This is a genomic window from Sphingomonas sp., from assembly GCF_035758555.1.
In the GTDB taxonomy this organism is placed as follows: domain Bacteria; phylum Pseudomonadota; class Alphaproteobacteria; order Sphingomonadales; family Sphingomonadaceae; genus Sphingomonas_B.
Genome location: NZ_DASTXI010000163.1, coordinates 1 through 10,380, shown reverse-complemented (window position 1 = coordinate 10,380; position 10,380 = coordinate 1). Strand labels below are relative to the sequence as shown.

Here is a 10,380-nt window from a genome sequence, read left to right as displayed (position 1 = left end):
AAAGACGGTCACGCGACGCGCATCATCCAGCCGTGCGGGTCGGGCGCGCGGCCGAACTGGATGTCGGTCAGTTGGCGGCGGAGGCTTTCGGTCAGCTGCCCCGGACCGCCGCTGCCGATCGTCACGTCGAAGCCGTCGCCTTTCACGCGGCCGATCGGCGTCACCACGGCCGCCGTGCCGCAGGCGAAGGCTTCGACGAGGCGTCCGCTCTTCGCATCCTGCTGCCACTGATCGATGCCGTAAGGCGCTTCCTCGACACTCAGCCCCTGGTCGCGGGCGAGCCGGATCAGCGAGTCACGGGTGATGCCGGCGAGGATCGTGCCGCCCAGCGGCGGCGTGCGCAGCGTGCCGTCGGCAAAGACGAAGAAGACGTTCATGCCGCCCAGCTCCTCCACCCAGCGGCGCTCGACCGCGTCGAGGAACACGACCTGCTCGCAGCCTTGCCGGTTCGCCTCGGCCAGTGCGATCAGGCTGGCGGCGTAATTACCGCCGCATTTGGCTGCGCCCGTACCGCCCGGCGCGGCGCGGGTGTAGCTCTGCGATGCCCAGAGCGAGATCGCCTTGACCCCGCCCTTCCAATAGGAGCCGACCGCGGAGGCGATAACGGCGTAGATATATTCGGACGACGGCTTCACTCCGAGAAACACTTCGCTCGCGAACACGAACGGGCGCAGATAGAGCGCGCCGTCGGGGATGCTCGGCACCCAGTCTTTGTCGGTGCGGACCAGCGCGCGGACGGATTCGACGAAGATCTCTTCCGGCAGTTCCGGCATCGCCATCCGCTTCGCCGACTCCCGCAGCCGGCGCGCGTTCGCGTCGGGGCGGAACAGCGCGACGCTGCCATCCGGCTGGCGATAGGCCTTCAGCCCTTCGAAAATCTCCTGCGCATAATGGAGCACCGACGAGGCCGGATCGGTCGCGATCGGCTCGCGCGCCTGAATGCGGGCGGAGTGCCAGCCCTGGCCTTCCGTGTAGCGGACCACCGCCATGTGATCGGTGAAAACGCGGCCGAAGCCGGGATCGGCGAGCAGCGCGTCGCGCTCTCCGGTCGCCAGCGGTGCGGCATTGGGCTGGAATTCGAACGTCAGGCTCATGCGCTCCCTCACAGGTTGCAGACCGCCTAGGGCGAATGGCATGGCAAGCGCAATGGCAAGCTTCCCGACCGCCCTGTTCCTGCGCGAAGCCGAAGTGCGGCGCGGCCTCGATCTGATGTTCGCAGGCCAGGCGGAGCTCGCCCGCGCGGTCGCCCCGATCCTTGCCGAGGCGAAGCTCGGCCGCGCCCACCAGCGCGCGCTCTATTTCATCGGGCGGCAGCCGGACCTGACCGTCGGCGCACTGCTCGGCCGCCTCGGCATCACCAAACAGTCGCTGAACCGCGTGCTGAATGAACTGATCGAACGCGAACTGGTCGAAGTCCGCACCGGCCGCGACGATCGCCGCCAGCGGCTGCTGCGCCTGACCGACAGCGGCAAGATGCTGGAATCCGAGCTGTTCGAAGCGATGCGGGCCCGGATGGCGTCGGCTTATGCCCAGGCGGGGCAACAGGCGGTCGGCGGCTTCTGGGCGGTGCTGGAAGGGCTGGGTTAGGATCGCTGGCGCGCTTCGGCGGCCATCTCTCGGCCGCGCCGTTCGGCGGCCGCCAGCGTGCGGGTCAGCAGCTCGCGCAGCGCGCCATCTTCGTCGAGCACGTTCAGTCCCTGGCGCGTCGTGCCGCCGGGGCTGGCGACGCGGTCGGCGAGCACGGCCGGGCTTTCGTCCGACGCCGCGGCGAGATGTGCGGCGCCGTCGACCATCGCCGCCGCCAGTCGCGCCGCCTGGTCCGCCGGGAGGCCGATCGCGGCGCCGGCTGCCGCCACGGCGTCGATGAAGCGGAACAGGAAGGCCGGCCCGCATCCGGCGAGCGCTCCCATCTGCCCGAACTGATCTTCGTTCGCCGCCCACTCCGTCAGCCCGAGCGGATGCATAAGCGCTTCCAGCTCCGCCGTGCGCGACCCGACATCGCCATACAGCGCGACCACGCCGCGGCCGAGCGCGACCGGCGTGTTGGGCATCGCCCTTACGACCGACCCGGCGCCGGGAAAGCGGACGCGAAGCGTCGCCAATTCGGTTCCGGCCAGGATCGAGACCAGCATCGTCTCCGGCCCGATCGCGGCCGCGACGGCACCGGCGACCTCGCCAAGCTTCTGCGGCTTGACGCCCAGCATCAGCACGCGCGGCGGCGCCTCGCCCTCCGGTAAGGCGCGCAAGGTGCGCACGCCGGCTGCCGGCGCGGCGCCGCTGGGCCGGATCACCGTGACCGTTTCCGGCGGCAGCCCCGCCTCCAGCCAGCGCTTCAGCATCGCTCCGGCCATGTTGCCGCAACCGACCAGCCAGATCGGCCCCGAATTGGAAAGATTCGCGTCCATGGCGCCGGCCTATCGCGCAGCTGCCCTCGATGGCGCAATTTTTTCGCATCGGCCGATCAAGAAAATCGTCGCGCGGCCGTTCTTAGTCGCATGAGCGACGCATCCTCTTCCGCACGTCTGGTGGCCGTCGATGGCATTCCGGCGCGGGATCGGCGGGCACCAGCGCCCGACGATGCGCGGCAGCGGCGCAACCGCCTGACCCAGGCCGTGAAAAGCTGGTTCGGCGGGCGCGACGACGAGAATATGGTGCCGGAGGCAAACCAGCCCGAGCCCTCGACCTTCCAGCGCGTCGGCGCTTTCCTGCAGCAGAATCTGCTGGAGCCGACGCCGCCGCACTACGAGCTCGTCTATGGCTATATCCTGCAGACCGACCGGCGCTTGGTCGATGCGGTCGATCGCGCGATCATGCGCGAGGGCCTGCTGACGGCCGAAGCGGCCGAGCTGATCCTGTCCGAAGTCCGCACCGACGTGTCGGCCGAATTCCTCGCGAACCTGGTCGATAAGGCGCAGGCGGGGCTGAGCGAGATCGCCGGACTTGCCAAACAATCGGGCGCCGACGCCCAGGCCTATGGCCAGGCGCTGGAGAGCAAGGTCGCGGATCTTCAGGGCGGCGCCGGCGAGGAGACCGTCAAGGCGCTGGTCCAGCTGACTAGCTCGATGATCGCGCGCACCAAGCAGGCGGAGCAGCAACTCCGCGACGCAGGCAAGCAGATGACGCAGCTGCGCGGCAGCCTGGCCGAAGCGCGCCGGATCGCCGAAAGCGACGCGCTGACCGGCCTCGCCAACCGCCGCGCGTTCGAGAACAAGCTCCGCCGCGCGGTGCTGCAGGCGCGCGAGACCGGCAAGCCGCTCGCGCTCGCCTTTTGCGACATCGATCATTTCAAGGTCATCAACGACACTCACGGCCATGACGTCGGCGACCGCATCCTGAAGTTCGTCGCCCAGCGGCTCGCCTCGGCTTCCGGTAACAATTGCTTCGTCGCCCGTCACGGCGGCGAGGAATTCGTGATGCTGTTCGAAGGATCGAACGCCGAAGCCGCGGCCCGCATCGTCAACGACGTCCGTGCCGACCTGCAGGACCGCCGGCTGGTCGCCAAGCAATCGGGCGAAGCGATCGGCCAGGTCAGCTTTTCGGCCGGCGTCGCCTCGCTCGGCCCCAAGGACAACGGCCGCCAGATGCTCCGCACGGCCGACCAGGCCCTCTACCGCGCCAAGCGCGAGGGCCGGAACCGCGTGGTGGTGCTGGGGGAATAGTCCCAATCTGAGGCTGCACCTCAAATCCGTTCGCTTCGAGCGCAGTCGAGAAGCGCCCGTCACCCGACCCGGTTTCTCTACTTCGCTCGAAACGAACGGAGCTGGTCCTAAGCCTCGCCCTGCGTCTCGATCAGCGCGGCGGCGATCGCCTCGCGGGGGGTCTTGCCGCCCCACAGCACGAACTGGAACACCGGATAATAGCGCTCGCACTCGTCGATGGCGGATTCGATCAGCGTCTCGGTCTGCGACAGCGACATGATCGGTTCGTCGCCTTCCAGCAGCGCGGCATGGCGGAACAGCAGGATGCCGCTCGACGACCATAGCTCGAAATGGCCGATCCAAAGCTGCTCATTGACGAGGCCAATCGCCTCGTAGATCGCCGAGCGCTTGTCTTCGGCCACCTTGATGTCGGGAAGCGCGAGGAACTGCAGCACCCGGTCCTCGTCGCGCCAGACGCCGCGCAACTCGTACTCGGTCCAGCTGCCCTTGACGTTGGCGACGATTTCGTCGTCGGCGTTGCGGTCATAGGCCCAGCCATGCGCGGAGAAGTAATTCTCCAGCATTTCGATCGGCGCGGCCGATTCACCTTCGGCTTCTTCGAAGTCTTCAAGCGTCATCATGGCCGTTCCCCGGTCGCGACCGATTGTTGTGCTGCATGATCGCAGCGCAGAGTCTGCGCGACAAGCGGCCCGTTGTGGGCGAGTTCATAAAGCTGTGGATTGAAATGGGACAGGCTGTGGTCAACTTTTAGGCGGCTTCTTTGCCGCCGCCTGCGCCGCCTCGAGTTTCTCCAGCCGCGCGCGCAGTGCCTCCGCCTCGTCCCGGGCGGCCGCGGCCATCGCCTTCACTGCCTCGAACTCGTCACGGCTGACGAAATCCATGCCGCCGACCCATTCGCGCATCCGCTCCTTCATCGACGCCTCGGCCTCGCGGCCCATGCCCGCAACAGTGCCGGCGACGCCGTTCAGCATCTTGGCGAAATCGTCGAAGAAACGGTTCTCGGTCTGCATGGTCGCTCCTGCTCAGCCGTCTATCTGGGTGCTCGAAGCGCCGGGGACAAGCCGTTCGGCATCCGGGTTCATCCGCGCGATGTCGTGGTTCAGCGCCGCCGCGAAACACAGCCAGGCCAGATAGGGCACCATCAGCCAGCCCGCGAGCGACCGGATCTGGCCGAACACGACCGTCGTCGCCAGGGCGGCGACGAAGATGCCGGCGATCAGCCAGAACGCCGCCATCACCTGATGCATGGCGAAAAACAGCGGCGACCAGGCAAGGTTCAGCGCGAGCTGGACCACGAACAGGGTGATCGCCAGCGCCCGCAGCCGGTTGCCGCGCGCGTTCAGCACGATCGCGAGCGCCAGGCCCTGGAGGATGTAGAGCAGCGTCCAGGCCAGGCCGAACACCGCGCCGGGCGGCATCGCCTCCGGCTTGCGCAGCACCGCGAACCAGTTGTTGTCGTATCCCGAGCCCGCCAGCCGGCCGGATGCGATGCCGAGCAGCAGCACCAGCGGAATGGTGATGACTGCCCGCCTGAACAACGAAAACCCGATTTGCGAACGCGACGCGATTTCCCCCACCCGTGCCTCCGTTTCCTGGCTGCCGGCGCTCGTTAACGGGCGAGGCGCGAGAGTCAAAGTGGAACCTCTTTCTCGAACTTCGCTTCTGTCTCTTCAGCGCCTGAGTCGACGCAGGCTGCCGATGCGGTTCCCGCGGACGAGGCAGGTGCGACTGATGGATCAAAAAGGGAGGCGTCAATGATCAGGATCGTCCTGGCCGCCACGGCAGCGCTCTTTCTGTGCGCTCCGGCAGCGGCGAACATCATTGCAGTCCAGACGGGGCGAACAGCATCTGGCACGCTGTTCGCGTTTTCGGGTCTGCCGCAAGCAGCCGGAACCTACCGGATCACGATCGATGCGCCTTTGCCTGGCCCGTTCCAGAACCTCAGCTACTTCCACCAGGATACGATCACGGAAATCTACAAGAATGGCGCGCTGATCAGCACCAACACAGTGACTGGTGACACGCCGTTTAGCTTTCATGAGGCCGATGGCCGCTTGATCAGCGATCTCCGGACGATCGTGAAGCAGGAAACTTTTGGCGATGTTGCCTCGGGAAATTACTCTGTTTTCCGGTATATCGGCTTTCCGTCGGTGACGACGAATGTGTTTGATACGACTTTGATCTTTGCGGATGGCACGCCCGATTTCGACTTTTCGGTCACGCTGGAATCGGTACCGGAACCGGCGACCTGGAGCATGCTCATCCTGGGTTTCGGCGCGATTGGCGGCGCGGTTCGGCTCAGGCCAAAGGCGCATTCCGCCCGACGTTCGTAATCGGATATCTCAAATGTCCGTCGTCAGCGTGACGCTCAGCCGCCGGGGCAGGTTGTAGACGAAGAAGCCGCTGCCGCCGACGCCGTAGCCGTAGTTGTTGAACACGTTGCCGATCTGGGCGCGGATCAGCGCGTTCGATTTGCCGATCTTGAAGCGGTAGCGGCCGCCGACGGCCAGCACCGCGCGCGGCGGAACCACCAGCGTGTTCGCGTCATTCGCGATGCGGTCGCCGGTCTCCTCGAAAAAGGCGTCGACCGAAATCGGGCTGTCGGGAAAACGGTAATCGATGCTGGCGATGCTGTGGCGTTCGATCGCGCCGACAGGCTTGCTGCCGATCGCGCCGGAATCGACCAGCTCGCCCGTCACTTCGGCGTCGAGGAAGACCGTGCCCGCGACGATGTTCAGCCCTTCAAGGATCTGGCCCGCGACCGACAGCTCGACGCCCCGGTGACGCAATTGCCCAAGCTGGCGAAAGCGGCTGGCGGAATCGAGATTGAAATAGGGCTTGGTGATCTCGAACACGCCGGCGATCGCCGAGAGGTTCGGCGCGATCGCCCAGCGGATGCCCGCATCCTTCTGTTCGGTCCTGAACGCCGGCGGCGCCTCGTCGCGATTGACGGCGCGATCGGGCGCGACCGGGCTCTCCTCCAGCCCGCGCGTATAGCTGCCGTAGACGACGAAATCGTCGGTCAGCTCGATCGCGGCATTGGCGTTCAGCAGCCAGGGCGAGGATTTCGATTCCGGCAGCGGCCCGTCCGGCGTCATCACATCCTTTTTATAGTCGGTCTTCTGAAGGCCGACCCCGAACTCGCCGACTTCCAGCCATTTCAGCTGATAGCCGATGCCGGCCGTGATCTGGCGGACATGATCGCGCGACTTCTCGCCGAAGGTGAAATCAGGCCGCGGCCGGTAATCCACTTGGCCCCAGACGGTCGGGCCCAGCGAAACCGAGTCCGACCCGCCATAGAGCCGGCGCTGGTCGCGCCCGCGCACCGTCGCCAGGAATGTATGGCGGCGCGGGCCTTCGTCGAAATTGCGGGACGCGCGAAGCTCGCCCGACGTGGCGCCGAACACATTGCCCTTGTCGACGATGACCAGCCGGTCCGCCGCCTCGCCGTCGGGCGTGACGCCAAGCAGCAGGTCGATCGCGTTCTGCGCATCATGGCTGACCGAGCGGAACACGCCCGCGGCGACATCGAAACCCGCGACCGGAGCCTTCGCGATCAGGCCGGTGTTCCAGTTGATCCCTTCATAGGTCGCCCAGGGCTGGCCCGCGAACACGCCCCGCTTGACGCGTGGCGGCCGATAGTCGCCGGCGGTGAAGACCAGCGTCTGGGCTTCCTGCGAGTTGGTGTGGATCGAGCTCCAGAACGGGATGATCTCGACGCCTTCGGCCGGCCGCCAGACCGTCGTCGCGCCCAGCGACAGATATTGCGGCGTCCCGCCGAAATGCTGGTTGTCGTTGTAATAGGCGATGCCCGTCTGCACGCCGAGCTTCTTGTCGACCAAGGGCACGGACAGGTCGAGCTGGCCCACCTGCGCATCGAATGGGCCGTAACGTAGCACGACGCTCGCCAGCGTCCTGTCGCCGGGCTTGCGCAGCGCATAGTCGGCAATCCCGGTCGGCGCGGGGAACGGATAGCCCTGCGCCGAAATGCCGACGCGCATCGTCGATCCCTCGATCAACCGGTCGGTCGGCCCCGCCTGCTGCTGGAAATAAAGTCCCTCGATCCGCGTGTTGCCGGCATCGACGGCGGAAAAGCCGCGCACGTCGAAGGGATTGTAGATGCCGATTTGCTCGTCGCCGACCTTCTTGCCGAACGCATCGCTCGACTGGGTCGTCGCATTGTCGGTCGTGCGCTGGGCCAGCGCGGAGGTGGAGGCCAGCAGCGCGGCCGCGGCGGCGGAGCAAGTCAGGAGGCGCATCGTCGCAGCATGCAGCACAAGCCGTTGCACGGGCGCAACTTTCGACCAGCCGCATCGCGGTTCGACGAACGGCGTCAGCCCCGCTCCGCCGCGATCAGGAATTCGACATTGCCCTCAGGACCAGTGATCGGGCTCCGGATGACGCCGCACACGCGCCATCCCCGATCCGCCACCCATTCCGCCACTTCATCGCAGACGCGCGCATGCACCGCGGGATCGCGCACGACGCCGCCCTTGCCGACTTCGTCGCGCCCCGCTTCGAACTGGGGCTTGATCAGCGCCAGCAGCCGCGCGTCCGGCCTGGCAAAGGTCAGCGGCACCTCCAGCACCTTGACGAGACCGATGAAGCTGGCATCGCAGACGACCAGGTCAGCCGGTTCCGGGATGTGGCCGGCCGTCAGCAGCCGGGCGCTCAATTGCTCCAGCACGATCACGCGCGGATCCTGCCGCAATTTCCAGGCGAGCTGGTTGGTGCCGCTGTCGACGGCGTAGACGCGGGCCGCGCCCCGGCTCAGCAGCACGTCGGTGAAGCCGCCGGTCGAGGAGCCGACGTCGATCGCGACCGCCCCCGTTACGTCCCAACCGAAGTGGTCGAGGCCGTGCGCCAGCTTGACGCCGCCGCGCGAGACCCAGGGATGGTCGCGGCCGCGCACGTCGAGGGGCGCGTCGTTGGGAAGGCTTTGTCCGGGTTTGTCGATGCGGCGGTCGCCGGAGAAGACGAGGCCGGCCAGGATCAGCGCCTGGGCGCGGGTGCGGCTTTCGGCGAGCGCGCGATCGACGAGAAGCTGGTCGGCGCGCTGTTTGGGCATGGCGCGGCTTTAGCGGCGCGGGAGCGCGCCGCCAACCGCGCTGGTCAGATCAGGCGCAGAGTTCCTGCGCCTTGCGCGCGAACATCTCGGCCAGCGCCCGGCGGCGCATCGCCGCCTCCGGCGTCACCGCCTTGGCAGCGGCATTGGCTTCGTAAGCGGCGCGACGTGCATAGTAACGGACGTTCGATTCCACAGCGACCCTCTCCCCGGCGCTCATGGAGCGATTCCCCAACCGCTCCCGGCCTGTGATGCTGCCCCCGCAATCGTAAAATGATGGTTAATTCCCACAGCGAGATTCGCGAATATTCGCGCGGCTCCGTTCGTCCGGATTCCGGCACGTTTCGGGGAACTTAGGGCCGCGCCTTAATAGAGCAGGAACGCGCGCCGCTCTTCGTCCCACGCGCGCTCGTCCGCGCGGGCCAGCGTATCGAGATCGCCCGGCTGCGACCCCGCGTCATCGACCCATTCGCGCAGCAGGGGCGAGCCGTTGATCACGTCGATCGCGAGCTTGCCGAACTCATACTCGTACGGAAAATCGCGCCACAAATCATAGTCCGGATACAGCCGCCGGATCGCCTTGAAGGCCAGCGCCTGCAGCCGCCAGGGCTTGAACGCCTGATGGTCGTAGAAGCGTCCTTCGGCGTGGACGTGCACGCCGTTGCAGAGCGTCTTCGCATGTTTGTGGAAGGTCGGCTCGAACCAGATGTCGCGCAGCGCACAGCCTTCGAGCCATTCGGGCGCGAGCGTGCGCATTTCCGCGATCACGTCCTTCGCGTCGATGTCGGACGCGCCGAACAGCTCCAGCGGCCGCGTCGTGCCGCGGCCTTCGGACAAGGTCGTGCCCTCCAGCATCACCGTGCCCGCATAGGCGCGCGCCATGTTGACGTTCGGCGCATTGGGGCTGGGGTTGATCCACACCCGCTCCTCCAGCGGCCAGCCGAAGCCCGGCTCCGCACCCGGTCGCCAGCCACGCATCTCGATTACCTTGTAATCGAGGTCCAGCTTCAGCCGGTCGATGAACCAGCGGCCGAGCTCACCGAGGGTCAGGCCATGCCGCATCGGCATCGGCCCGGCGCCGACGAAACTTTCCCAGCCCTCGCGCAGGGTCAGTCCCTCGATCGGCCGCCCGGCGGGATTGGGCCGGTCGAGCACCCACACCGCCTTGCCGTGCTGCGCCGCGGCCTCCAGAATATAGCGCAGCGTCGTGATGAAGGTGTAGATGCGGCAGCCCAGATCCTGCAGGTCGACCAGGATCGTATCGAACGTGTGCATCGACTGGCCCGTCGGCCGCCGCACCTCGCCGTACAGGCTGAACACCGGAATCCCGTAGGTCGGATCGGTGAAGTCCGGCGACTCCATCATATTGTCCTGCAGGTCGCCGCGCACGCCGTGCTGAGGGCCGAACATCGCCGTCACGTTCAGCCCCGCCGCGACCAGCGCGTCGAGCGAATGCGTCAGGTCCGCGGTGACGGACGCCGGATGCGCCAGCAGCGCGACGCGCTTGCCTTCCAGCGGCGCGCGAAGCTCAGGGTCTGCAAGCAGCCGATCGATACCGAATTTCACCAGCGACTTTCCTTCGTCATGCCGGACCTGATCCGCCATCCATCCTTCTTCCGCTCCGTAAAGAAGGTGGACCCCGGATCAAGTCCGGGG

Annotated in this window: 12 protein-coding genes; 3 read left to right on the top strand and 9 right to left on the bottom strand. The window is 66.7% G+C overall.

What is annotated here, in order from left to right; genetic code table 11:
• Nucleotides 1–8: 8 nt before the first annotated feature.
• Nucleotides 9–1,094, bottom strand: coding sequence for a branched-chain amino acid aminotransferase (locus VFT73_RS09685; RefSeq protein WP_326410345.1), 1,086 nt, complete (start codon nucleotides 1,092–1,094; stop codon nucleotides 9–11).
• A gap of 40 nt (nucleotides 1,095–1,134) precedes the next feature.
• Here VFT73_RS09685 and VFT73_RS09680 point away from each other — a divergent pair, with 40 nt between their 5' ends.
• The gene (locus tag VFT73_RS09680; protein WP_326410343.1) at nucleotides 1,135–1,587 is read left to right on the top strand and encodes a helix-turn-helix domain-containing protein; all 453 of its coding nucleotides are present in this window, start codon (nucleotides 1,135–1,137) and stop codon (nucleotides 1,585–1,587) included.
• Here the strand turns inward: VFT73_RS09680 and VFT73_RS09675 are convergent.
• On the bottom strand, nucleotides 1,584–2,405 hold the full coding sequence (locus VFT73_RS09675; protein WP_326410341.1) for a pyrroline-5-carboxylate reductase family protein: 822 nt from the start codon (nucleotides 2,403–2,405) through the stop codon (nucleotides 1,584–1,586). The two genes, VFT73_RS09680 and VFT73_RS09675, sit on opposite strands and share 4 nt — an antisense overlap.
• A 90-nt stretch (nucleotides 2,406–2,495) precedes the next feature.
• Between VFT73_RS09675 and VFT73_RS09670 the strand changes: the two genes are divergently transcribed.
• A complete protein-coding gene (locus tag VFT73_RS09670; protein WP_326410339.1) occupies nucleotides 2,496–3,659 on the top strand; it encodes a GGDEF domain-containing protein in 1,164 nt (387 codons plus the stop codon).
• A gap of 107 nt (nucleotides 3,660–3,766) precedes the next feature.
• Here the strand turns inward: VFT73_RS09670 and VFT73_RS09665 are convergent, their stop codons facing one another.
• The 3 genes from VFT73_RS09665 to VFT73_RS09655 all read right to left on the bottom strand — a co-directional run bounded on the left by VFT73_RS09665 (nucleotide 3,767) and on the right by VFT73_RS09655 (nucleotide 5,236).
• Nucleotides 3,767–4,279 carry a YbjN domain-containing protein gene (locus VFT73_RS09665; RefSeq protein WP_326410337.1) on the bottom strand — a complete coding sequence of 171 codons (513 nt, stop codon included), beginning with the start codon at nucleotides 4,277–4,279 and terminating at the stop codon, nucleotides 3,767–3,769.
• A 120-nt stretch (nucleotides 4,280–4,399) separates the two neighbouring features.
• Complete coding sequence (locus tag VFT73_RS09660; protein WP_326410336.1) at nucleotides 4,400–4,669, bottom strand: accessory factor UbiK family protein; 270 nt, start codon at nucleotides 4,667–4,669, stop codon at nucleotides 4,400–4,402.
• 12 nt (nucleotides 4,670–4,681) lie between these two features.
• On the bottom strand, nucleotides 4,682–5,236 hold the full coding sequence (locus VFT73_RS09655) for a TspO/MBR family protein (protein WP_326410334.1): 555 nt from the start codon (nucleotides 5,234–5,236) through the stop codon (nucleotides 4,682–4,684).
• A 177-nt stretch (nucleotides 5,237–5,413) separates the two neighbouring features.
• Between VFT73_RS09655 and VFT73_RS09650 the strand changes: the two genes are divergently transcribed.
• Nucleotides 5,414–5,992 (top strand): PEPxxWA-CTERM sorting domain-containing protein, encoded by a 579-nt coding sequence (locus VFT73_RS09650; protein WP_326410332.1) that lies wholly within the window; start codon nucleotides 5,414–5,416, stop codon nucleotides 5,990–5,992.
• A gap of 9 nt (nucleotides 5,993–6,001) precedes the next feature.
• Here VFT73_RS09650 and VFT73_RS09645 read toward each other — a convergent pair whose 3' ends face one another.
• From VFT73_RS09645 to VFT73_RS09630, 4 genes are all read right to left on the bottom strand, one after another.
• On the bottom strand, nucleotides 6,002–7,918 hold the full coding sequence (locus tag VFT73_RS09645; protein WP_326410330.1) for a TonB-dependent receptor domain-containing protein: 1,917 nt from the start codon (nucleotides 7,916–7,918) through the stop codon (nucleotides 6,002–6,004).
• 74 nt (nucleotides 7,919–7,992) lie between these two features.
• A complete protein-coding gene (locus tag VFT73_RS09640; RefSeq protein WP_326410327.1) occupies nucleotides 7,993–8,727 on the bottom strand; it encodes a TlyA family RNA methyltransferase in 735 nt (244 codons plus the stop codon).
• Between the two features lie 49 nt (nucleotides 8,728–8,776).
• On the bottom strand, nucleotides 8,777–8,920 hold the full coding sequence (locus VFT73_RS09635) for a hypothetical protein (protein ID WP_326410325.1): 144 nt from the start codon (nucleotides 8,918–8,920) through the stop codon (nucleotides 8,777–8,779).
• Between the two features lie 170 nt (nucleotides 8,921–9,090).
• Nucleotides 9,091–10,290: a DUF1343 domain-containing protein gene (locus tag VFT73_RS09630; protein ID WP_326410348.1), complete on the bottom strand. Its 1,200-nt coding sequence runs from the start codon at nucleotides 10,288–10,290 to the stop codon at nucleotides 9,091–9,093.
• Nucleotides 10,291–10,380 lie beyond the last annotated feature (90 nt).

What these genes read in the sequence shown, in the direction of transcription:
- VFT73_RS09685 (WP_326410345.1), bottom strand. Translation starts at nt 1,094, where the DNA reads ATGAGCCTGACGTTCGAATTCCAGCCCAATGCCGCACCGCTGGCGACC.
- VFT73_RS09680 (WP_326410343.1), top strand. Translation starts at nt 1,135, where the DNA reads ATGGCAAGCGCAATGGCAAGCTTCCCGACCGCCCTGTTCCTGCGCGAA.
- VFT73_RS09675 (WP_326410341.1), bottom strand. Translation starts at nt 2,405, where the DNA reads ATGGACGCGAATCTTTCCAATTCGGGGCCGATCTGGCTGGTCGGTTGC.
- VFT73_RS09670 (WP_326410339.1), top strand. Translation starts at nt 2,496, where the DNA reads ATGAGCGACGCATCCTCTTCCGCACGTCTGGTGGCCGTCGATGGCATT.
- VFT73_RS09665 (WP_326410337.1), bottom strand. Translation starts at nt 4,279, where the DNA reads ATGATGACGCTTGAAGACTTCGAAGAAGCCGAAGGTGAATCGGCCGCG.
- VFT73_RS09660 (WP_326410336.1), bottom strand. Translation starts at nt 4,669, where the DNA reads ATGCAGACCGAGAACCGTTTCTTCGACGATTTCGCCAAGATGCTGAAC.
- VFT73_RS09650 (WP_326410332.1), top strand. Translation starts at nt 5,414, where the DNA reads ATGATCAGGATCGTCCTGGCCGCCACGGCAGCGCTCTTTCTGTGCGCT.
- VFT73_RS09645 (WP_326410330.1), bottom strand. Translation starts at nt 7,918, where the DNA reads ATGCGCCTCCTGACTTGCTCCGCCGCCGCGGCCGCGCTGCTGGCCTCC.
- VFT73_RS09640 (WP_326410327.1), bottom strand. Translation starts at nt 8,727, where the DNA reads ATGCCCAAACAGCGCGCCGACCAGCTTCTCGTCGATCGCGCGCTCGCC.